Genomic DNA, 22,677 nt, shown 5'->3' on the forward strand with positions numbered 1-22,677 from the left:
TCACCCCACCGCCAGGGGGACCGGCACGGTCGTCAACAAGTGTTCGACGACGTCGTCTCCCGTCGTACCTCTCGCACGGACTTCGCCCCGGACGATCAGTCTGTGTCCGAGAACGGACGGGGCGCAGAACTTGACGTCGTCCAAGCGGACGAAGTCGACACCTTCCATCGCGGCGCGGGCCTGTCCCGCATGGAGCAGGTAGAGCGAGCCTCGTGGCGATGCGCCCAAGTGGACCTGGTTCGACTCGCGCGTCGCACGGACGACGTCGACGACGTACTCCCTGATCTTCTCGTCCACGTGGACGTCTCGGACCGTGCGTTGGGCCTGGACGAGGCGCTCGAGCGTTGCGACCTGCTTGACGTGTTCGACCGCGCTCTCCTTCTGTTGCCGACTGAGGATCTCTTGCTCGTAGTCCCGGCTGGGATATCCGAGCTGGACCCGGGCGAAGAACCTGTCGAGCTGCGCTTCGGGAAGGGGGAACGTCCCCGTCATCTCGATGTTGTTCTGGGTCGCGAGGACGAAAAACGGGGGAGCCAGAAGCCGCGTGTGCCCGTCGCTCGTGACCTGGCGCTCTTCCATCGCTTCGAGGAGGGCGGCCTGGGTCTTCGGCGTCGCGCGGTTGATCTCGTCGACCAGGACGACGTTGGCGAAGAGCGGGCCGGCACGGAACTCGAACTCGCGGGTCTCCTGGTTGTAAATGCTCGATCCGGTGATGTCGGCGGGCAGAAGGTCGGGCGTGAACTGGATCCGGCGGAACTCGCCGCCGATCGCTCGGGCGAGCGCCTTCGCCAAGGTCGTCTTTCCGACCCCGGGGACGTCTTCGATCAAGAGGTGGCCCTCGCAGAGCAAAGCGAGCACGCTGGTTTCGACCGTCGACCGTTTGCCGACGATGGCGCGTTCGACCTCGTCGACGATGGAGGCGGCTAGTTGGGAGACTTCGCTGACGGTCAAGGGTCTATTGGTACCTCCTTAGCAATACTCAATGACGGGAAAGGGCACAGAGTTCGTTCCCAGACCGTCCGAACCGGCATAATCCCGTCAGTAATGGGCGAGACCTGCGTCATCGGAGTCGATCTGGGCGGGACGAACGTGAGGGCCATGGCCCTCGCTCCTGACGGGACGGTGACCGGGGAGCGCTACGAAGGTCCATCGTTCGCCCAAGAGGGTACTCGAAGGATCGTCACGGCCGTCAGCGACGCCGTACGGACGGTCGCCTCGGGTTGCGGCCGCACGGTCAAGGGCGTCGGAATGGCAGTGCCCGGCCATATCGACGATGCGGCGGGGCTCGTCCGGTGGGCCCCCAACTTCGGGACGACCGTGGACGGCTTGTTCCATTACTGGAAGGACGTGCCCCTGAAGTCGTTGCTGGCCGACGAATCCGGGTTCCCGATCGTGCTCGGGAACGATGCGAACTGTGCCGCCCTCGGCGAGTACGCCTACGGATCGGGCAAAAACTCCGCGAACTGTCTCGTCCTCTTGACCCTTGGCACCGGCATCGGCGGCGGCGTCGTGATGGCACCGTCGGCCGTCCAAGGCCGTGCCGCCGGGCCCCTGTTGCTCTTGGGAGGCAACAAGGGCGGGGCCGAGCTCGGCCACGTCACGGTGGCGAGGGGCGGACTGGACTGCAACGCGGGATCCTATGGGGCGATCGAGGCTTACTGCCAGCGCGACTCCATCGTCCGGAGGGCCCAGCACAAATTGAAGCGGGGACGGGAGTCCCTGTTGAGCGACATCGTCGGGGACGACCTGGGATGCCTGACCCCGCGCCACCTGAGCGAAGCCGCCGACAGGGGCGACGGATTGGCGATCGAAGTCTGGCGAGAGGTCGGCGAATATCTGGGGACCGGCATGGGCAGCTTCATCAACGTGTTCGCACCGGACGTCCTGGCGATCGGGGGACAGGTGAGCAAGGCAGGTAAGTGGATCCTCGGCCCGGCGATCGCTGAAGCCCGAAACGTCGCGATCCCGTCGCTCTTCGAAGATTGCCGGATCGTTCTGGCCGAGCAGACCGAAGACGCCGGGATCTTAGGCGCCGCAGCCCTGGCATGGCAGACGTTCGGACAGGCCTGAAACCCTCGACGGCGAACGATATACTCGGTTCATGAGCGCGCCGATGACGTCCGCACTGACCACTCCGCTTTATGACCGTCATGTCGCTTTGGGCGGCCGTATGGTCGAGTTCGCCTCGTACTTGCTGCCGGTCCAGTACAAGGGCGTGATCGCCGAAGCCAAGGCCGTTCGCGAAGGGGCCGGGATGTTCGACGTCAGCCACATGGCCCGACTGACGCTCTCAGGAGACCGTGTCCTCGACTATCTCGAGTTCGTCACGAGCAACGACGTTTCGAAGCTGGCCGACGGTCATGGCCAGTATTCGCTCTTGCCGAACGCCGACGGTGGCGTCGTCGACGACATCATCGTGTACCGGATCCTTGACGGGCTGTTCAAAATGGTCGTCAACGCGGCCAACCATGGCAAGGACGTCGCCCATTTGATCGCGCAGAACACATACGGGGTCGAGATCGACGATTACTCGTCCAAGACGGCGATGATCGCCGTCCAAGGGCCGAAAGCCGCCGACATCGTCGCTTCTCTCAGTTCCGACCCGAACGCGGTGCATTCGGCGCCGTTCTTCGGAACGATGGACGTCGTCGTCGCAGGAGTGCCTTGTTTCGCGGCCCGGTCGGGCTACACGGGTGAGGACGGCTACGAACTCCAATGTCCCTCGGAGCAAGCGGGAGAACTCTGGGACGCGCTGGTCGAGGCCGGTGTCGAACCTTGCGGCCTCGGCTCAAGGGACACCTTGAGGGTCGAAGCCGGTCTGCCGCTTTACGGCCATGAATTGAACGACGGCCTGTCCCCGATCGCGGCCGGGCTGGGCTGGGTCGTCTCAAAGACGAAGACGTTCCTCGGTTCGGGCCCCATGAACCTGGCGAGGACGGAAGGCACGGCGATCAAGCTCCAAGGCGTCCGGCTCGAAGGGAAGCGATTGCCGATGCCGGGAATGGAAGTGTTCGGCCCAGGAGAGGACGGCCCCCGGATCGGGGTCGTTTCGTCCGGCGTGTACTCGCCGCTGTTGGAATGCGGCGTCGCGTTCGCTTTCTTGGACCGGCACGTCAAGCAGGGCGACGCCTGCACCGTGGACGTCCGAGGCGCCCGCGTGCCCGGTCAAGTCGTGAACAAGCGGTTCTTCGTCCGCGACTAACCGCGGAGCAGCGACAGGATGCTCTGAGGCGCCTTGTTCGCCTGGGCGAGGACCGCGATCCCGCTTTCGCGCAGGATCTGCACCTTGGTGTAGTCGCTCATTTCTCGGGCGATGTCGGCGTCACGGATCTGGCTTTCACTGGCGGTGAGGTTCTCTTGTGCGACCTCCAGGGACCTTGCCGTCGACTCCAGGAAGTTCTTCTGGAACGAGCCAAGGTTGCCGCGGAGCAGACCCATCTGGGAGACCGCCTCGTCAACGATCCTCATCGCGTTCAACGCTCCTTGCTGGCTCGTGACGTCGATGGTCGAGACGTTTTGACCGGACACCGCCGCTGTGCCGAGCATGTTCGCGAACATACTAGGAATGCTGAAGAGGGCCGCTTGGTCGGCGTTCGGACCGATCTGGAACCGCATCGAACCGACCGTGATCTGACCGATCGTGGTCGCGCCGGCCGTGCTGTTGCCGCTCGGAGTCACGACAAGGCGGTTGCCGGAAGGCGAAGTCATCGTCAGTCCGTCGATCCCCGGACCCAAGCCGCCGGTGAACGTCTCCGTCTGACTCCCGCTCGTCGTCGGCACGGTGACCGTGTACACGGCGTCGGCACCGACGGCAGGGGTGACACCGGAGCCACCGTTGAGGATCGTGCTCGTTTCCAGATAACTGATAGGGAACTGGCTGCCGTATTTGACGGACGTCAACTGCATGGCGACGTTGCCGCCGCTCGGCACGATCGAGGCGCTCACCCCGGTCTCTCCGGAAGCGATGTTGATCATCTGGGCGACTTCGGCCAAGGTCTGGTTGGCCTGGACCGTGAACGTCCTTCCATTGATGACGAACGTACCGGCGTTGACGGTGGAAGAAGCCGAGGCGAACGTGGTCGCCATCGCGCCCGTCGACGTTTGGGTCGCGGCCGTCGTCCGGGTCATCGAGACGTTGCCCGAGGCGACCGCCTCGCCGTTGAACTCGGGTCCGACATAGAGGCTCGAAACGAGATCGGTGCGTGTGATCGCCGACTGGACGCCCGCAGCACCGTTCAAGAGCTTCTTGGTGCCCCACGACGTCTGTGTCGCGATGCGGTCGATGGAATCGATGATGTTGCGGACCTGCTGCTGGTTCGCTTGAAGCTGCGAAGCATCGATCGTGGCGGTGTTGGACGAATGGACGGCCAACGCCCGGAGATCGCGCAGAAGGCGGGACACTTCGTCCAAGGCCGATTCGGCCGTCTTGGCCATGTTGACCGCGTCTTGCACGTTCCGATTGGCCTGCTCGATGCCTTTGATCTGGGTCCGAAGGCCTTCGCTGATGATGAGTCCGGCAGGATCGTCGGCGGCGTTGTTGATACGGAGGCCCGTGCTGAGTCGCGTGACGGACGTTTCCATCATGCTCTCCGTGTTGTTCAAGTGCCGCATCGCCGTCAAGGCGGACACGTTCGTATTGATCCTCAGGCTCAAGCTGGTCGCTCCATATGGGAATTCCGGACGAACCGGTAGAAGTCCTGTGTGAAATCTTCGGTCGGATGTGGAACAAACCTGAGCCTTGGGGGTCAAGGACGCAAAAGAAAGCGGCCCTGTCCCTAGGGAACAAGGCCGCTCGACCGACCAGGTTTTAGCGTTCGATGCTCTTGAAGTAGGCGATCTCGTATCCGCCGTGGCGGGCGCGAAGGCCATACGTGTGGCGGACGCACCGCTCGTCACCGAACGAGTCGCGGTAGCGGTGGTCGGCTACGACCGTGGCTCGGTCGCCGTCGCGGTACACGTCGACGATGCGGTAGTCCACGGTGCTCGTCGATTCGACGAGGTCACGGAGCATCTCGGCGAAGTCGGAGCTGCTGACGGTGTAGCCTTCGCCGCCTTCGGCTTCGATCTCGACCCGGCCACCGTCCGGAACGAGGTCGTACAGGTACCGCATGCTCTGCCTGTCGAAAGCGAGCCGGATGTTGTCGACCGCGTAGTCGAGTTGGTTCCCACGGTTCCGGTCGTAGTAACCGAGGTTGTTGTAGGTCGGGGCGTACCATTGGTACCGCGTCGAACAACTGATCCACGTGATCGGGCCGATACGGACGCAGGTGTAGTCGAGGTACGGCGGAAGGTGGTAGTACCAATAGAAGGGGGACGGCACGTAGGAGCATCCGTCGTACCACGTGTAGCCGTAGCGGCCGAAGTGGAAGTCCGTATCGCACCATCCGCGGTTGTAGGCCCAGTAGCCGTTCCGGTAGCGGTTGTCGACCGTATGCACGCGGTTCTCGCGATTGACTTCGCGGACGATCCTGTTGCTCGGGCCCACTTTGGGGATCGAGCGGACGTTCGACGGCTTCACAGAGCCGTAACCGTTATGACTCCCGTTGTTCGGAAGCCCGTTGCCCCGCTTGCCGAGGTCGTTGCCGTTGCCGATCTGACCCGAAGCACCCCGGTCGGGACGTCCGAGGACGCTACCGGAGCCGTTCTGGCCCTTGCCGAGCCCGCTGTTGCCGGAGTTCGTGCGGTCTGGCCGTCCGAGGACGCTGCCCGAGCCGTTCTGGCCTTTGCCGAGGCCGCTGTTGCCGGAGTTCGTGCGGTCCGGACGTCCGAGGACGCTGCCCGAGCCGTTCTGGCCCTTGCCAAGCCCGCTGTTGCCGGAGTTCGTGCGGTCGGGCCGTCCGAGGACGCTGCCCGAGCCGTTCTGGCCTTTGCCGAGGCCGCTGTTGCCGGAGTTCGTGCGGTCCGGACGTCCAAGGACGCTGCCGGAGCCGTTCTGGCCTTTGCCGAGCCCGCTGTTGCCGGAGTTCGTGCGGTCCGGCCGTCCGAGGACGCTGCCAGAGCCGTTGCTTTGGCCACGGTTCGCGTTTCCGAGCGGGACGCCGCTGTCGCGTTTACCTAGCCCTGGGTTGCCGCTTTGGCCACGGCTTACCGGGCTTCCGCCACGGTTCTGGTTCGAAGGGCCGGAGCGGACGCTGGATCCGCCGCGCGGGCCGGGATCGCTCTTCACGCCGGACGACGTGCGGCCGGAACTCCCTCTGGACGAGGATCCGGACTGGCCGCTTTGGGAAGGGCCGCTTTTCTTGCCGAGCCCGCTCTGCGCCATCGAAAACTGGGCGCCAAGCAAGCCGAGAAGGGCCATAGTCAGAAAGAACTTTAATCTCATCGCCTGCACCTGTGCAGTCCATGATACAAGACGGCTTGGCGATGTGGACGTTACACTCGACATTAGGACTCGCAAACCGGGAAAAGGCGTGGTGGAACAGGTAGAAATTCTGGATCGGGCGGTGACGTCGTGAGGGTGTTGCTCCTCGGATCTTCGGGAATGTTGGGCAGCGACGTCGGCTCAGAGCTTCACGGACGGGGCTGGGACGTAAGGACTCCCTCCCCGACCGAGCTCGACGTCACCTCCCGCACGTCGATCGAACGGTTGCGCCGAAGAGAGTTCGGTGACGCCGATTGGGTCGTCAATTGCACCGGCTTCACCGATGTGGACGGGGCCGAATCCCAAATGATGGCGGCGATGGCCTTGAACGCCATGGCCCCCGGCGCCTTGGCGGCGGTCTGCCGGGAAAACGGTTGGCGCCTTTTGCACGTCAGCACCGACTTCGTGTTCGACGGAAAGAAGGGCTCGCCCTACCTCGAAACCGATGCCGCAGGACCGCTCGGGGTCTACGGCAAGAGCAAGCTTGCGGGCGAGGTCAACGCGCTTCAAGAGGCTCCGGACAGCGTCGTCGTCAGAACGTCGTGGTTGTTCGGGCCGAAGGGGCGGTCGTTTCCACGGACGATCATCGAAGCGGCCCTAGCCGGACGGGAGTTACGGGTCGTTTCGGACCAGTTCGGCAAACCGACGTATACCGCCGACCTCGCCCGCCAGTTTGCCGACCTGATCGCTTCGTCGCCACAAGGAGGTCTGTTCCACGCGGCCGGACCGGACGTCGTGTCCTGGCACGGGTTCGCTGTCGCCGCCTTGACCGCCGCAAGCGAACACGGGTTGGTCGGAAGGACCGACGTCGAAGCCGTCCCGACGTCGGCCTGGCCGACGGCCGCGGTCCGGCCCGCCTACAGCGTCCTGGACGGTTCGAAACTGACCTCAGCGGGTGTCGTTCAAGCCCCACCGCTGAAAGAGGCGCTGGACCGGTTCGTCCAGCGCCTCTCGTTCGGGTCTTCAGGGCCTTTCTGACCCGGAAACCTTGTCAGCCTTTCTTCGGGGCGGCGATCGCGACCGGGGCGGTCACTTTGGCCTTGCCCTCTCCGAGCACCTTAGCGGTGTCCTTGCGGAGCTTTTCGAAGCAGTCCGGGCAGCACGTATAGTAGCGGACGCCGCCGTTGTCGACGAATCCGGCCGCTTCGGAATAAGCCTTGATCGTCTCGCCGGAACCCGGGCAGACCAGACTTTCCTTGACGGGAGCCTTGGCGTACTTGGCAGGATCCTTCTCGAAGGTGCCCTTGCAGCTGTCGCAACAGAAGCCGTAGCGCATCCCCTTGTAGTCCATCGAGGCTTTCACCTTAGACCAGTCGAGTTTCTCTCCCGAAACCGGGCAGAACATCGTCTCTCCGATGGTCTCGCCCGACTTGGCGGCGGTTTCGATGAACTTCTTCGGCTCCTTGGAGAAAGCGGCCGGGCAACCGCCGCAACACATCGGATATTTGTTTCCGGCGTACTCGATGGCGACGGATTTTTCGTTCGTCGGCGAATGCATGACCGCGCACTTGATGGGCCCGTCTCCTGAGGTTGCAGGGACCATAGCGACGGCTGCGAGCAAGGTCGTAAGGATCATAAGCGTTCGTTCCAACCGGATTATAGCCGCCCACCAGGCCGGCTTGAGCCTGGTGACGGGCCGATGAGAGAAATCTACGGTCTGGGAGCCGTGAGACACATCGGGGACGGCCCCGTCATAATGACCGGGTCTGCGCGAGTCCGCGCGGACGGGAAACGGGAGCGGAACCATGTTGAACGAGTTCAAACAGTTCGTCATGCGGGGCAACGTCATGGACCTCGCGATCGGCGTGATCATCGGTGCGGCCTTCGGCAAGATCGTCGACTCGCTCGTCAAGGACGTCATCATGCCGCCGATAGGACTTCTGATGGGCGGTGTCGATATGACGAACGCGTTCACCGTGCTCAAAGAAGGCAAGACGCCCGGTCCGTACTCGAGCCTGAAGGCAGCGACGGACGCAGGGGCGAACGTGCTCGCATACGGCAACTTCGTCAACACCGTGTTCCAGTTCTTGATCTTGGCGTTCGTCATCTTCATGATGGTCAAGGCCTTGAACAGGATGAAGATCATGAGGGAGGCCGAACCTGCGGCGACACCGCCCGACGTCCTCCTCCTGGAGGAGATCCGCGACTTGCTCAAGGCCAAGGGCTGAATCAGCCCTTCAACGGCTTTTGCGGCGGGAACGACCGGCCTGCCTTATCAAGGCGTTGTTTGATCTTCGCGATCCGGCCGTCGAGAGAGGGGTGGTCGGACACCCATTCGGTGTTCCGGCCGCCTCCCGACTTTTTCTTCAGGACTTCGAAGACGTCGATCATGCCCTGAGGGTTCAAGTCGGCCTTGACCATGAGGTCGAACCCGTAAGTGTCGGCTTCCGACTCGTGCTTGCGCGAATACGGGAGCTCGAAGAGTAAGGCGTCGGATACGGAAGCGGCGTTGAAAATCGTGTCGTTCGCGTTCAGGACCGTGAGGATCACAGCCAGTCCGAGTTTCCGCTTCTGGTTGTCGGCATAGGCTCCGGCCCAGTGTTCCTTGAGCACGTGGGTCAACTCGTGGGCGAGGATGCCTGTGAGCTGGTCTTGCGTCTCAAGTTTTTCCAACAGGCCGGAATAGACGTAGATCGGCCCGCCGGGCAAGGCGAACGCGTTCAGCTCCTTGCTCTCGATGAGGTTGAAGCTGTATTCGAACGGCTTCTTTTTCCGCTCCGCTGCCGGGATCAGTGCAACGAGACTGCTCCCGATCGCCCGGATGTTCTGGACGCGCGGATCGCTCGCGCCGACGACCTTTTCCTCCTTTTCGATCTGGCCCGCCGCCCTCTTTCCGAGTCCGATCTGGTCCTTGACGGACGGCTTGAACATATCGGCCGGTGCGGCGACCGGGAACGCGGCGAGAAGGACGGCCAGGCCGAAAGACAGGCGGGTACGGGTCATGTCTTCTAGGACGCAGCCGGCCCGGCGCGAGTTTCCGGACTCGGGACAGATGCCGGACCGAGAACCGGTATTCCTGCGGGCGGGCGTCCGCTTCCAAGGTGGAACACAGGCCACAGGTGGGCCATGTGCCCGACTTAAGAAGGAACTCAGAACTCCGGAGGAAAGAAACATGAAGCGAACGAACAAGAGAAGGAAAGGCTTTACCCTTGTCGAGATCATGATCGTGGTCTTGATCATCGGCATCCTTCTGGCCATTGCCGTGCCGAACTTTATCACGGCCCGCCAGAACAGCCGTGCGCAGACGATCGTCGCCACGCTGAAGCAGGTCGAAGCGGCCAAGGACCAGTGTGCGATGGACAAAGGTCTGACCACCGGTGACGACTGCACCGACGCCGACATGGGCAGCTACCTGAAGAAGTACCCGCCGACCTTCCCGGTCGGAGGCGCCTACGTCAAGAACTCGATCGGCACGAACCCGACGTTCAAGGGTAAGGACGCCGACCAGTGGTCTTCCGATAAGAGCGGTCTCTAAGCCGCGGACCGGTACAGAGCGCGGTGGGCGGCAGTCGCTGTCCGCCGCGTTCTTGCCTCTGAACTTTGAATTCGAGAGTACCCATGACACGAAAACCGTCACGACTGAGGAGGGGCGCGATGCTCGTGGAGTCGCTCTTCGCGATCGGCATTGCGGTGACCGCAGCGACCATCGTCGCAGCGTCCATGCCTGTCGCGAACGCTGGAAGGGCCAGGGCCGACATGCAGAACCGGGCTACAGGCTTGGCGCAGAAAGAGCTCGAGGGCCTGAAGTCGGTCGACCCTAGCCTCAATCCGTCGACGTTGGTCCAAGCAGGGCTGCTCGACAGCGACGTGCCCATCGGCACGAACACGTATTCGTTCACCAACGCGGACAACGCCAGCCTCGACAACCCCGCGAAAGTTTTGCCGAGCGGCAAAGGATCGGTGAAGATCGAACAGATCGACCTTGAACTTCGACGGGTCACCGTCGAGGTCACGTGGAAGGAGTCGGGCAAGTCCCGCGCGACCAAGGTTGGGACGCTCGTCGCCAACCTCGGAGGTTGACATGGCCCGCAAGATCACGGGACGACGGACCGGCGCGACGCTCGTCGAGGCGATGATCTCGGCCGTCGTCACGGTCTTGGTCGTCGGGACCGCGACGGGCGTCTGGCTCGCAGGGGCCAAGTCCTGGTACCGCGGTGCCGGCAAGATCGATTCCGAGACTCAGAGCCGCAAGGCGGTCAAGCTCGTCACGAACGAACTGGCCGAAGCCATGATGGTCACGGTCGACGCCGACGGATACGGCATCACTTTCCAAAAGCCTGCCAAGGACAACACAGGCTTTTACAAGACCGACATCTTGGGCCAGCCTGTGTCCGACGGCTTCGACCGCCGGATCTGGCTCGACGGCACGAAACTCAAGTACCTGAGCCCTCAAGGCACCCGCGTCCTTTCGACGGTCGTGATCAAGACCGATCCCCTGTCGAGCGGCGGAAGCCAGACGTACAAGGTCTTTACGCCCGGAAACGGCAGCATCTGCCGTCAGGTCACCGTCATGGTCGCCACGCGAACCGTCGGAGCGGGCGCTGAAAAGGTGACCGGCCGGAACCGCGAAATCGTCTTTCTTCGCAACATCTACGACACGACACGCTAGGAGAAGTCCCAACATGAATCTGAAATCCAGGAAGCGTGGCAAAAGACAGAAGGGTTCGGCCCTGCTGACGACGTTCGGTGTCCTCACCCTCGTCGCCATTGCGGGTTCGACCTATCTTGATTGGTCCACGCAGACCGTCCGCGAGGCCGGCCACAACCTCCGCGACGTCCAGACCACCCACCTCTGCGAGGCGGGGCTCCAGTCTGTCCAGCGGGCGCTTTGGCGGCCCTTCCGACAAAGCCAGAAGTTCACCGAACTCAAATCGACTTGCCAAGGGGCGACCAACGACAACCCGAAGTCCGTCCTGACGGGCAAGATCGACGGTGTCGGGTGCTTCATCACGGGCGTCGTCTCGTACACCCAGGTCAACAGCTACCTGGCGGTCTTGAAGATCCGCTCGATCGGGTTCATCGACCGCAACGGCAACCAGATCCTCGATGCAGGCGAGTCCTTCAAAGAGGTCATGAGCGTCACCCGGTACGAGCTGGCCCGGAGCCAAGTCTTCGACTACACCTATTTCATCAACAACTATGGTTGGTGGGACGGCTTCGGTCAGAACGACGCGATCGTGAACGGCGATATGCGGGCGAACGGCAACTTCGATTTCTCCAACGGGTCGCCGACCGTCAACGGCACCGTCATCGCGGCGGCCAACGACAAGCTGGATCCCAAGGTTCCCGGCTTCATCAATACGCCGCCGGTCAAGTGGACGGACGCGAACTACCTCGTTCAGTGGGGGACAGGTTCGGGTACCGCGCCTCGGTGGCGCCCGCCCTACCAGTCGTCCGTCCACGGTAACGTCGGGACGTCGAACTTCAACACGTGGCGCGACATGGTCTTCAAGTCCAACGCCCAGTGGGTCAACGGCCATACGGTCGGTGACGAATACGTACCTCCGAGCTCTTTCGGCGCCGTTCAGGCCGACTCCCGCGGCGTCTACGCCTGGGACCGGGTCAATTCCGGGACGGCGGGGACGAAGTCCCTGCTCGATACGAAACCGACCAAGGAAGTCGTCATGCCGGACCTCAGTGACCTGAGCCGGTACCAGCAGCTGAGCAAGGACTTCGGCGACAACCCTTCCGAATACCAAAAGCAGACGTTCGCGGACGGATCGGCCAATCCGGACTATGGCAGCAAGCCTTACGTCAAAGTCTGGAACTCCACGACGAACTCGTACCAGACGTTGTCCGACTCGAACGGTTGCGTGTCCGGAAGCGCCGTCCTGGTCGGTACGACCGACAAACCGATCCTGTTGTACGGCCCTGTGACGGTCGACCAAGACGTGGTCGTCAAAGGGACGATCAAAGGACAAGGCACCCTGTACGCGGGGCGGAACGTCCACTTGGTGGGCAGCCTGAAGTACAAGAACCCTCCGTCTTGGCAAGGGTCCGACCCGATCGCTCAGGACATCGCCAACGAGAAGAAGGACATGGTCGGTCTCGCCGCCCGCGGTTCGGTGATCATGGGCGACACGACCACGTTCGGCAACCCGTGGCCCCTCTACTACATGATGCCGCCGTTCACCCACGGCCGTTACGACGACAACGGGACGTACATCCCGCCGTTCAACGCTATGGACACGGACTCGACCGGCCGTAAAAAGTACCAGAGCGTGATCCCGGACGCCACGATGCACAGCATCGCCGAAGGCGTCAACCAGATCGACGCGATCCTCTACACGAACTTCGTCGGCGGAGGCAACGTCGGCACGGGCGGTAGCGGTGTGACGTTCAACGGCACGCTGGTCAGCAAGGACGAGTCGATCGTGACCTGGAGCCTGCCGATCCGGATGAACTATGACAACCGGATCCGTGAGCGCGGCCCGGACACGCCTCCGCTCGTCGACCTCCAACTGCCTCGACAGCCCACGATGATGCGGAGCACGTGGCAGGACACCGGCTTCTATGACCATGGAAAATCGTAAAGAGAGACCCCGCGCTATGAACGTCCGCTTCAAGTCCGCCGTGCTTCTGGGTCTGGTGCTCGCGGCCGTGTCCGCGAGCGCGTTCCAGGAGGACAAACCGGGCGGTGCCCGGTTCTACAACGAACAGTCGCAGGAGCGCGTCCAGCAACAACAAGCGTTCTCCGGCAAGATGGGCGTGGTCGGCTCGGTCCCCGAGTCCACCGCCGACAAGGCGCCCTCGGGTTCGCTGAACTCGAGCGACGCCGGCGATTCGTTCTCCAACGCAGACTCCGGAAAGGCGACCAAGGCGATGGTCGCGGCGACCAAACGGGTGGACGAGGCCAAAAGCCAGGGGTCGCCGTTCGGGCTCGTCGCCATCATCTTCGGCGTCCTGATCGGGCTCGCACTCGTGGCCAAGACCTACTTGGACAAGAGCGTTCCAGTCCCGCGAAGCCTCTCCAGCAGCTGACCTGAAACCGAGGGGACGGCCTTTACGTCCCCTCAAGTAATGCGACACGTGTGGGGCGCCTTGCGCCTCTTGGTCAAGACGCCGGCGCTCTGGCCCTTGGCCGCTCTTCCCCTTGTTTCGGCCGTCGTGGCCTATCTGGCGCTCCTCGCCCTAGGGTTCTGGGCGGTCGTGCCGCGCCTGACGGCGGCGGGTTCGAAGTTCGGGCTTCCCGACACTGTCGGATGGTTGACGGGATCGACCCTGTTCGCCCTCGTGTGGGTGCTCGTCTCGGGCCCCCTCTTCATGATTCTGTTCAGTTTGATCGCCGTCCCGGTCTGGGACAGGCTGACGGCCAAGGTCGAATCACTGTGCGGCGTCCCGGACCGGGGCACGGCCTTCAGCGTGCGGTTCTTGGCCCGGGATTTGCCGCCTCGGGCCTGCTTCGCGCTCGGAGCCGCGTGCGCGGCGCTGGTGTTCGGATGGCTCGGGTTCGGACTGGTCGGCGCGGCGCTGGGAGGCTGGGTGATGCTCTACGACCTGACCGCCCCTTCCTGTGCCCGTCGGGGAACGGCTTTCCTCCAGCAACCCGGGTTCGTCCACCGCCGGCAAGGATGGCTGGGGCTCTGGACGGTGTCCTCGCTCGTGACGCTCGTTCCCGGCCTGAACGTGCTGTGCCTACCGACGCTGGTCACGGCAGGGACTCTGCTCGTCGTGGAAGGCGAACGGCGAGGGGCCGTCGCAACCGGGCCGTAAAATGGGGACATGACCCCCGACAGGCTTCAGGACAGGTTCGGAGACTTTGGCGGCCGTTATGTCCCTGAGACCCTCGTACCGGCCCTGGACGAACTTGAATCGTGCTTCCTACAGGCCTGGGCCGCCCCGCTCTTCCGTGAAGAGTTCGAGAGCCTTTTGACGCACTACGTCGGGCGGCCGACCCCGTTGACGGAAGCCAAGCGGCTGTCACAGGAACTCGGGCTTCAGGTGAGCGTCAAACGCGAGGACCTGTGCCACACGGGTGCCCACAAGATCAATAACGCGCTCGGACAGTGTCTCCTGGCCAAGCGGATGGGGAAGAAGAGGATCATCGCCGAAACGGGGGCCGGTCAGCACGGAGTGGCGACCGCGACCGTATGTGCGATGCTCGGGATCCCGTGCGAGGTCTATATGGGAGAGGAAGACTGTGCGCGGCAGGAACTGAACGTCTTCCGGATGAGGCTGCTCGGAGCGACGGTCGTACCCGTGAAGAGCGGGACGAGGACGCTCAAAGACGCGCTGAACGAAGCCATGCGCGATTGGGTGACGAACGTCCGGTCGACCCATTACGTCATTGGGACAGCTGCGGGACCGCACCCCTATCCGGCGATGGTCCGCGAGTTCCAGGCCGTCATCGGTCGCGAAGCGAGGCGCCAGTACACGAACCGTCATGGCCGATTGCCCGACGTGGCGGTGGCGTGCGTCGGAGGAGGTTCGAACGCGATCGGCTTTTTCCACGCGTTCGTCGACGATCCGGTGCGACTGATCGGTGTCGAAGCGGGCGGGGAAGGGGTCGGAAGCGGCCGGCACGCGGCCCCGCTGACGGCGGGCTCTCCCGGCGTCCTCCATGGGTCGTACAGCTACATGATGCAGGACGAGGACGGGCAGGTGGTCGAGACGCATTCGGTCTCGGCCGGCCTCGACTATCCTGGCGTCGGTGCCGAACATTCCATGCTCAAAGACAGCGGCCGTGCCGAATACCTGGCGGCGACGGACGACGATGCCTTGTCCGCGTTCCAGTCCGTGGCCCGGCTGGAAGGGCTGATCCCAGCGTTCGAGACGGCCCATGCGTTCGCCGCACTTTGGATGAAAGGGCTTTGGGAACCTGGCGCACGGGTGCTCGTGAACATGAGCGGTCGGGGCGACAAGGACATGGAACGGGCCGCCAAGCTTTTCGGCCTTGGATAGGGTCGGCCCCCCGACCGGGAGCGGATGGCGGGTATCCCCTCCAGCCATGGCGGAAGGTCTGAACGTCGCTGTTCTTGGTGCGACCGGTGCGGTCGGAATGGAGTTCCTCGACCTGTTCGTCAAACGGTCGTTCCCGATCAAGTCCTTGCGGCTTCTGGCGAGCGAGCGGTCGGCCGGTACGGTCGTGCCCTTCAAGGGACAGCCTTTGACGGTCGAAGCCGTCGGCCCGGACAGCTTTCGCGACGTCGACGTGGCGTTCTTCTCAGCCGGCGCGTCCCGGTCGAAGGAATGGGCCCCCGCCGCCGTTCAGGCCGGTGCGACCGTCATCGACAATTCGAGCGCGTTCCGGATGGATCCGGCCGTCCCGCTCGTCGTGCCCGAGATCAATTTCGACGCGATCGGCCCCGACGACAAGCTGATCGCCAACCCGAACTGCAGCGCGATCATCCTCTTAATGGCGGTCGCGCCGTTGCGCGCCTTGGGACGGATCGAACGGCTCATCGTGAGCACGTACCAAAGTGCGAGCGGTGGGGGAGCGGCGATGATGCAAGACTTGCTCGACCAGACGCGCGACTACCTCGAGGGTCGGCCCGTCGAGCCCAAAGTGACGCCCCACCCGTACGCGTTCAACCTCTTCAGCCACAACACGGCCGTCAATCCGGACGGGGCGAACGACGAAGAGGCGAAGGTCGTCGCGGAGTCGCGGAAGATCCTCTCCATGCCCGGTCTCAAGGTCAACGTCACGTGCATCCGGGTCCCCGTCCTTCGGGCCCACAGCGAGTCCGTCACCGTCGAATTCGCCGGAACGGCGCCCTCCGAGGACGCCGTCCGGATCGTCCTTGACGCGGCCGACGGCGTCCGGGTCGTCGACGACCGGACCGGGAACACGTTCCCGATGCCTGTCGACTCGAGCGGACAAGACGACGTCCTCGTCGGACGGATCCGCCAAGATCCGAGCCATCCGAACGGGCTGTGCCTGTTCGTCAGTGGCGACCAGCTCCTCAAAGGGGCCGCGCTCAACGCCGTTCAGATCGCCGAACGTCTCTTCGTCAAGAGCCGCACGCCTGCCGCCGTCTAGGCTCGGATCAGGCCCAGCCGGCCGTCCGAGCGGCCAGGGAACACTCGAGAAACGTCGGGACATCCCACGTGCCTCTCGAGGATCTCGGCCAATACGGTCCGATAGTCGGTCGTCACGGCCAAGTCGCCAGGGCCGACGAGCTGGTCCGGCGACAGCCCCGGCCACCGTCCGTAGACCTTGCCCCCTTGGACCGGCCCGCCGAACGCGAACATGAACCCGCCGTGTCCGTGGTCCGTTCCAAAGCCGCTGTTCTCTTCGAGGCGCCGGCCGAATTCGGTCTGGACGGTCAGGACGACGCGATCGCTCTTCGGTCCGAGGTCCTGGAAGAACGAGGCGATGCCGTCTGCCAGCTCCTTGAGGAGGTTCGCCTGCCAACCGGTCGCCGCCCCTTGGGCGACGTGGGTGTCCCAGCCGACCGACTCCAGCGCGGCGACCTCGAGACCGAAACCTCCCTTGACCAGGTAGGCGACGTCCCGCAGCGCCGTCGCGATCCCGGTCGAGGGATAGGCGGCGCCGTGGCCGGGGCGATAGCGGCGGGGATCGCTCGACCGGAGCTTTTCGAGCGCTTCGAGCGTTTTGGCCCCGGCCGCGGCCATGGTGTCTTCACCTTCATGAAGGTTCCGGAGCAAAGAGCGGAACTTGGATTCCTCGGCGTCGGGGACGTCCAGACGATAGTCCGCGACCCCGCTGAACGTGACCGCACCGACGGCCCCGCGAAGTGACTCTGGGACCGTCGCTCCTACCGCGACGGCCCTCAATGGGCCGCCCCTACCTGGGTCTTGGTTGACGTGCCGGGCGATCCATCCGCTGGCCTCGCCCTTCTCGCTCGATCCGAGCCCCCGCTCCATCGCCGACATCGCTTCGAAGTGCGAACGGGTCTCGTCGCCTGATCCGCACGCGACGACCACGGCAAGCCGTCCCTCTTCGTAGAGGGGGAGGACGGGCTCCAAGGCCGGATGAAGCCCGAACAAACCGTCCAGGTCCAGCGCGCGGCCGTTCGGGGCGGATCCCTTGGGGCCGCCGAATCCGAGGGTCGGCCGGGCCCGGCGATAGGCGTCTTCGCCATAGGGCGCGACGATGTTCAAGGCATCGGCTCCGCCGCGCAGGAACACGGAGACCAGGACCGGGCCGTCCTCACGGTCCGGCCGGAACGCCGCCTGAGCGAAGGAGGCTCGGCTAAGGAACCCAAGACCCGCCGTCGCTGCGCCGACGAGCAAAGACCGTCTGCCGATCCATTGTCCGAATTCGCGGCACGTGGCCGGATCCGCTTTCATCGCGTCATCTCCATTGGAACTCCGGTGTCGAAAGGCAGGCTGCCAGGCACGTCTCCCGGTCGGGCGCCTGACCCAGTTTCGAGGCGATCGCTCGAGCCCGGTCTTCCGGGAGCCCGCCTCCGAAGACGGCGGACACGGTTTGGGAAGGCGTGTCCGGTAAGGACGGGACGGACGTCCCCTTGATGCGGCCATGGGCCAGGGCCGCTGCGAAGTTCCATCGGCCTAAGAGGCTCGTCGTCCATGCTTCCGCAGCGACCGGGAACCCGTCCGGCATCGGCCACTGGTGCAAAGGTTGTCCCATCTTTTCCAAATGCTCCTGAAGAGGGCCGTCACCGTCCGTTTCGGCCCCAAGGGCCCGGAGCGCACTGACGACCGTATCGAACGGCCGCTTGACGACGGGAGCGACCGAACCGGATTCGTACTCCCGGAAGAGGGCACGCATCGTCGCCTTGATGTCTCCCTCAGAGTCGGCGAACGTCCGTGCCACCCGTTCGACCGGAGCCACGTCGGTGATCGGGCCCAAGTAGGACCGGCAGAGCTTCTTGGCCAAGTGACGTGCGGTCGACGGATGTCGCACGGCGAGCCACACGACGGCCTCACCGTCCTCGACCCCGCCTCCGGCCGGGATCTTGGTGCCAAGCACCGTCTTCGACCCTGTGTCGTGGATCGTTGCATCGAACTGGAACGATCCGACTTGGGCGAAGATCCCGCGCTCTTCCGTCCAACCCGTGAAGCATCGTGCCGCTTCCATGACGTCGAGTTGCGAATAGCCCCCGTCGACCCCCAGGGTGTGGAGCTCGAAGAGCTCGCGGGCATAGTTCTCGTTCGGATGTCGGGCCGTGCTGGCCTGTTGGTCCAGGAACAGGAGCATCGCCGTCGACTTCGAGCTTGCAGAGACCATCTCTCCGAAACGCCCCAAGGCGTGTTTGCGCACGACGTCACGTTCGTCCGTCGGCTTTCGGAACCCGCCAAGCCCTTTTCGGGCATAAACGTTAAAGTGGTCGGACCAAAAGTGCACCAGCCGCTCCCGCACTTGGAAGGGCGAATACGTGGCGCGCAAAACGGCCGACAACTGGATCTGTCGGAGGACGTCTTCGATCGGCCAATCCCTGAGGTCCCATGCGCTCAAGTTCTCGATTTCGAGATAGGCCAACCGTGAAGCCAGGGCCGGGACTTCGCCTGTCGGCGCCTCGAGCTGTCTCTCGAACCAGGCCTCACGGCCGGCCTTCTTGATCTGGGTCAACTGCACCGCGTCGGGCCCGAACCCGAAACGGTCGAGGAAACGGACGTCAGGGTCTTTCGAGGACGTCGCGGTCAATGCCAGGCCCGGTCCGAGCTTGGGGCGGAACGGGTTGCACCCTGCTAGCGCAAGGACTCCCGCACCGCCGAGGGCCGCGAGGGCCTCCCGACGGTCGAGCTTCACGACGCCTCCGCACCGACGATCGGGACTGGGGCCCTGTCTTTTCGACCGGACCGGAGCCCGGCCCCGAGCGAGACCACGAGGATCAACGGGGCCAAGAGCGCCCAACCGACGACGGGCAACAGCGAGCTACCGACGACGAGCGCCGCTCCCACCGCGACCGCCCAAAGAGGCGCTTCGGACGAGTTCCGCGCGTCGATCCGGGACGCGACGAGCCTGGCCAAGCCTCCCGAACCGGCGCAGGCGACCAGAACGAACACGAGGTAGACGAGCACGCCCAACGTCCGCGTGACGGGGTTCGGGATTTGGAAGAGGACCGTCCCCACCAGGAAGAACGCCCCGCCGAGGACGAGCCCGGTCAACGCGCACTTCCAGGGATGGGCTTCGACCTCCTTGGCCGCGCGGGCCGAGCGGGCAGGGAAGAGGAGCGAGGTCAGCACCATGGTGCAGAGCAGGGCGATCGCGGCGGTGAACACGGTCGCGACGGCGGCGAGGACGTTGCCGATCAACATGAAAAGTCTCCTTCGACGTTTGACGGGGACTGTCCGGACTCCCCGCTTAGGCGGTGCGACGGAGACCGGCGCGACAGGTTGCACGGTCCTGGGCCGACGCCTCGAAGAACGGACTTGAGTCCGGCGCCCAGCCCGGTATCCTGCCTCCGTGATCTTGGTCGTCGGCGGCGCGGGCTTCATCGGCTCGCACATGTGCAAGGCGCTGGAGGCCGCCGGCGAGCCGTTCTTCGTCCTGGACAACCTGGAACGCGGCCATGAAGCCGCCCTGCGGGGCGCCCGGCTCGTCCGGTGCGACCTTCGCGACCGGGACGCGGTGGCCGAGGTTTTCCGTCAGAACGACATCGAAGCCGTGATCCATTTCGCGGCCTACATCGAGGTCGGCGAGAGCGTTTCCGAGCCTGCCAGGTTCTACGAGAACAACGTCGTCGGCACCTGGAACCTGTTGGAAGCGATGCGCTCGACGGGCGTCGGCCGCCTTGTCTTCAGTTCGACCGCCGCCGTCTACGGGGAACCGGACGAAGTCCCGATCCCGGAATCCCACCCGAAGAGACCGACCAACCCCTATGGGGAGACGAAGCTCGCGGTCGAGGGGATGTTGCGCTGGTACGAAGCGGCCCATGGGATCCGGTCCGTCGCTTTGCGGTACTTCAATGCGGCCGGATCCGACCCTGACGGCGAGATCGGTGAGGACCACCGTCCTGAAACGCACTTGATCCCACGGATCCTGTTGAGCGTTTTGGGCCGTGCGGACTTCAAGGTGTTCGGAGACGACTACGACACGCCGGACGGGACGTGCGTGCGGGACTACGTACACGTCTGCGACCTGTGCGCGGCCCACCTAGGTGCCTTGCGGTATTTGGGGGCGGGCGGTACGACGGCGGCCTTCAACCTTGGGAACGGCGTGGGGTTCAGCGTCCAGGAGGTCGTGGACGTCGTCGCTGAGGTCACGGGCCGACGGCTAGAGCCAGAAGTGGCGCCGAGGCGGTCGGGCGACCCGGCGAGGCTCGTCGCCTCAAGCGGAGCGGCACGGACGGCGCTCGGTTGGGCCCCGGAGCACGGACGGCTGGACGAGATCGTGGGGACGGCTTGGGGCTGGTTCCGGTCCCGGCCTTCGGGCTATGGCGACTGAAGCCTGCCGGGTCGAGGACGGCCAGGCCCCGGGAATGTACGGGGTGAGCCAAGGGTCCCGTTCTTCCGACAATCCCCTGGGGCCCGTTGACACGGCCCCGCCCCGGGGGTATAGTCCTCCTTTGCCGACGGACCACTTGGCCCGAGGCGCGCCCAGAGCGGCGAGAGCGTTTTGACAACCGTATAGAGGGACGTGGAGCGCGCGTTAAAGGCACCGAGTGAAGAGCGCTAAAAGATAATTTAAGCTACACAGGGTGTGCGACGAATGCCTAGGGACAAGTTGCCGAAGAAGGACGTGCAAGCAGCGATATGCCTCGGGGAGCAGCACGAATGCGATGATCCGGGGATTTCCGAATGGGGAAACCCGCCGTGGGTAACGCCACGGCACCCGCGCCTGAACACATAGGGCGCGAGGAGGGCACCGGGTGAACTGAAACATCTAAGTAACCCGTGGAAAAGAAACCGAAGGGACTCCGTAAGTAGCGGCGAGCGAACGCGGACCAGCCTAAACCTGTCGGCATGCCGGCAGGGGTAGTGGGGCATCCACCAAGCTCCTTTAATCGAGGTTCTGCCTCGGTTAAGGGAGCTCGGAAAAGAAGACCGAGCGCGGAATAGAGGAACAGTCTGGAAAGTCTGGCCACAGAGGGTGACAGCCCCGTATTCCAAATTCCGCACGGATTCAGGATGTACCCGAGTAGCACGGAGCACGAGGAATTCCGTGTGAATCCGCCCGGACCACCGGGTAAGGCTAAGTACGACTTGTCACCGATAGTGCATCCAGTACCGTGAGGGAAAGGTGAAAAGAACCCCGGGAGGGGAGTGAAATAGAACCTGAAATCGCACCACCCGCAAACAGTCGGAGCGCGAGGGCGGGAGCAATCCCGTCAAGCGTGACGGCGTGCCTTTTGCAGAATGAGCCTGCGAGTTGTTGGCAGCGGCAAGGTTAAGTGGTCAAGCCACGGAGCCGGAGGGAAACCGAGTCTGAATAGGGCGTCGAGTCGTTGTCAGCAGACCCGAAACTGCGTGATCTAGCCATGGCCAGGCTGAAGTGGTGGTAACACACCATGGAGGGCCGTACTCATTGACGTTGAAAAGTCTCGGGATGAGCTGTGGTTAGTCCGGTGAAATGCCAATCGAACGCAGAGATAGCTGGTTCTCCCCGAAATGCATTGAGGTGCAGCGTTGTCTGTTGTCATACGGGGGTAGAGCACTGAATGGGCTAGGGGGCTTACCCGCTTACCGAACCCAATCAAACTCCGAATACCGTATGATTAAGGCAGCAGTGAGACTGCGAGCGATAAGGTCCGTGGTCAAAAGGGAAACAGCCCAGATCGCCAGCTAAGGCCCCTAAGAGACGACTAAGTGTGAAACGATGTGAAGAAGCGTAAACAGCCAGGAGGTTGGCTTGGAAGCAGCCACCCTTTAAAAAGTGCGTAACAGCTTACTGGCCGAATGTTTCTTTGCGCGGATAATGTAAGGGGGCTCAAGTCGTCCGCCGAAGCTGCGGGACCTCCCATGAGGGAAGGTCGGTAGGGGAGCGTTGAGTCAGCAGTGAAGCACGAGCGTAAGCCCGTGTGGAGCGGAATCAAGTGAGAATGCAGGCATGAGTAGCGATAAGACAGGTGAGAATCCTGTCCGCCGAAAACCTAAGGTTTCTCCGGCTATGTTCGTCAGACGGAGGTTAGGCGGACCTAAGGCGAGGCCAGAAGGCGTAGCCGATGGACAGCAGGTAGACATTCCTGCCCCGTGCACAGTGCGAAGGGGGACGCTTCTTGAAGTTCCAGACAGACCGTTGGTCGTTCTGCACCGAGCCCTTAGGGGTGACGTGGTTGGGACAGATAGGGGCCGAGAAAAGCCATAAGCATCAGCTGTGTACGACCGTACTGCAAACCGACACAGGTAGGTGAGTCGAGGAGACTAAGGCGTTCGAGAGAACTCTCGTTAAGGAACTAGGCAAACGGGTCCCGTAACTTTGGAATAAGGGACGCCCCGCAAGGGGCCGC

21 protein-coding genes and 1 rRNA gene are annotated in these 22,677 nt (G+C 63.6%); 14 read left to right on the forward strand and 8 right to left on the reverse strand.

The window, feature by feature from the left end:
• Window positions 1–951, reverse strand: a complete 951-nt coding sequence (locus tag JST30_16715) for a MoxR family ATPase (GenBank protein MBS1715971.1) — start codon at window positions 949–951, stop codon at window positions 1–3.
• A gap of 93 nt (window positions 952–1,044) precedes the next feature.
• Between JST30_16715 and JST30_16720 the strand changes: the two genes are divergently transcribed.
• Both JST30_16720 and gcvT read left to right on the forward strand, forming a co-directional pair.
• Window positions 1,045–2,070, forward strand: coding sequence for an ROK family protein (locus JST30_16720; GenBank protein ID MBS1715972.1), 1,026 nt, complete (start codon window positions 1,045–1,047; stop codon window positions 2,068–2,070).
• Window positions 2,071–2,101: 31 nt separating this feature from the next.
• A complete protein-coding gene (gene gcvT / locus JST30_16725) occupies window positions 2,102–3,202 on the forward strand; it encodes a glycine cleavage system aminomethyltransferase GcvT (protein MBS1715973.1) in 1,101 nt (366 codons plus the stop codon).
• Here the strand turns inward: gcvT and JST30_16730 are convergent.
• On the reverse strand, window positions 3,199–4,653 hold the full coding sequence (locus JST30_16730; GenBank protein MBS1715974.1) for a hypothetical protein: 1,455 nt from the start codon (window positions 4,651–4,653) through the stop codon (window positions 3,199–3,201). The genes gcvT and JST30_16730 overlap by 4 nt on opposite strands.
• Window positions 4,654–4,807: 154 nt before the next feature.
• Entirely contained in the window at window positions 4,808–6,298 is a 1,491-nt protein-coding gene (locus JST30_16735) for a hypothetical protein (GenBank protein ID MBS1715975.1), read from the reverse strand.
• 153 nt (window positions 6,299–6,451) lie between these two features.
• Between JST30_16735 and rfbD the strand changes: the two genes are divergently transcribed.
• Complete coding sequence (rfbD, locus tag JST30_16740) at window positions 6,452–7,339, forward strand: dTDP-4-dehydrorhamnose reductase (protein MBS1715976.1); 888 nt, start codon at window positions 6,452–6,454, stop codon at window positions 7,337–7,339.
• 13 nt (window positions 7,340–7,352) lie between these two features.
• Here rfbD and JST30_16745 read toward each other — a convergent pair whose 3' ends face one another.
• Window positions 7,353–7,952 (reverse strand): YHS domain-containing protein, encoded by a 600-nt coding sequence (locus JST30_16745; protein ID MBS1715977.1) that lies wholly within the window; start codon window positions 7,950–7,952, stop codon window positions 7,353–7,355.
• Between the two features lie 154 nt (window positions 7,953–8,106).
• Between JST30_16745 and mscL the strand changes: the two genes are divergently transcribed.
• Entirely contained in the window at window positions 8,107–8,529 is a 423-nt protein-coding gene (mscL, locus tag JST30_16750) for a large conductance mechanosensitive channel protein MscL (GenBank protein MBS1715978.1), read from the forward strand.
• Window position 8,530: 1 nt separating this feature from the next.
• Here the strand turns inward: mscL and JST30_16755 are convergent, their stop codons facing one another.
• Window positions 8,531–9,304, reverse strand: coding sequence for a M48 family metalloprotease (locus tag JST30_16755; GenBank protein ID MBS1715979.1), 774 nt, complete (start codon window positions 9,302–9,304; stop codon window positions 8,531–8,533).
• 169 nt (window positions 9,305–9,473) lie between these two features.
• On the opposite strand from JST30_16755, the gene JST30_16760 reads away from it, so the two are divergent.
• The 8 genes from JST30_16760 to JST30_16795 all read left to right on the forward strand — a co-directional run bounded on the left by JST30_16760 (window position 9,474) and on the right by JST30_16795 (window position 16,340).
• Window positions 9,474–9,836, forward strand: coding sequence for a prepilin-type N-terminal cleavage/methylation domain-containing protein (locus tag JST30_16760; GenBank protein MBS1715980.1), 363 nt, complete (start codon window positions 9,474–9,476; stop codon window positions 9,834–9,836).
• Window positions 9,837–9,919: 83 nt separating this feature from the next.
• The gene (locus JST30_16765; GenBank protein ID MBS1715981.1) at window positions 9,920–10,381 is read left to right on the forward strand and encodes a hypothetical protein; all 462 of its coding nucleotides are present in this window, start codon (window positions 9,920–9,922) and stop codon (window positions 10,379–10,381) included.
• Between the two features lies 1 nt (window position 10,382).
• Window positions 10,383–10,970 carry a hypothetical protein gene (locus JST30_16770; protein MBS1715982.1) on the forward strand — a complete coding sequence of 196 codons (588 nt, stop codon included), beginning with the start codon at window positions 10,383–10,385 and terminating at the stop codon, window positions 10,968–10,970.
• 13 nt (window positions 10,971–10,983) lie between these two features.
• On the forward strand, window positions 10,984–12,894 hold the full coding sequence (locus JST30_16775; protein MBS1715983.1) for a hypothetical protein: 1,911 nt from the start codon (window positions 10,984–10,986) through the stop codon (window positions 12,892–12,894).
• A 16-nt stretch (window positions 12,895–12,910) separates the two neighbouring features.
• On the forward strand, window positions 12,911–13,342 hold the full coding sequence (locus JST30_16780) for a hypothetical protein (GenBank protein ID MBS1715984.1): 432 nt from the start codon (window positions 12,911–12,913) through the stop codon (window positions 13,340–13,342).
• Between the two features lie 39 nt (window positions 13,343–13,381).
• Complete coding sequence (locus JST30_16785) at window positions 13,382–14,074, forward strand: hypothetical protein (protein ID MBS1715985.1); 693 nt, start codon at window positions 13,382–13,384, stop codon at window positions 14,072–14,074.
• Between the two features lie 9 nt (window positions 14,075–14,083).
• Complete coding sequence (gene trpB / locus JST30_16790; GenBank protein MBS1715986.1) at window positions 14,084–15,262, forward strand: tryptophan synthase subunit beta; 1,179 nt, start codon at window positions 14,084–14,086, stop codon at window positions 15,260–15,262.
• Window positions 15,263–15,308: 46 nt separating this feature from the next.
• Window positions 15,309–16,340: an aspartate-semialdehyde dehydrogenase gene (locus tag JST30_16795; protein ID MBS1715987.1), complete on the forward strand. Its 1,032-nt coding sequence runs from the start codon at window positions 15,309–15,311 to the stop codon at window positions 16,338–16,340.
• Here JST30_16795 and JST30_16800 read toward each other — a convergent pair.
• From JST30_16800 to JST30_16810, 3 genes are read right to left on the reverse strand one after another with little or no spacing between them, the layout of a single operon-like run.
• Window positions 16,337–17,614, reverse strand: coding sequence for a DUF1501 domain-containing protein (locus tag JST30_16800; protein ID MBS1715988.1), 1,278 nt, complete (start codon window positions 17,612–17,614; stop codon window positions 16,337–16,339). The genes JST30_16795 and JST30_16800 overlap by 4 nt on opposite strands.
• A 4-nt stretch (window positions 17,615–17,618) precedes the next feature.
• On the reverse strand, window positions 17,619–19,037 hold the full coding sequence (locus JST30_16805; GenBank protein MBS1715989.1) for a DUF1800 domain-containing protein: 1,419 nt from the start codon (window positions 19,035–19,037) through the stop codon (window positions 17,619–17,621).
• Entirely contained in the window at window positions 19,034–19,546 is a 513-nt protein-coding gene (locus JST30_16810) for a hypothetical protein (protein MBS1715990.1), read from the reverse strand. The genes JST30_16805 and JST30_16810 overlap by 4 nt, the downstream gene beginning before the upstream one ends.
• Before the next feature lie 190 nt (window positions 19,547–19,736).
• On the opposite strand from JST30_16810, the gene galE reads away from it, so the two are divergent.
• The gene (gene galE / locus JST30_16815) at window positions 19,737–20,675 is read left to right on the forward strand and encodes a UDP-glucose 4-epimerase GalE (protein MBS1715991.1); all 939 of its coding nucleotides are present in this window, start codon (window positions 19,737–19,739) and stop codon (window positions 20,673–20,675) included.
• Between the two features lie 237 nt (window positions 20,676–20,912).
• A 23S ribosomal RNA gene (locus tag JST30_16820) occupies window positions 20,913–22,677 on the forward strand; the annotation flags it as partial.

This window comes from Armatimonadota bacterium, assembly GCA_018268395.1.
GTDB lineage: Bacteria > Armatimonadota > Fimbriimonadia > Fimbriimonadales > Fimbriimonadaceae > JAEURO01.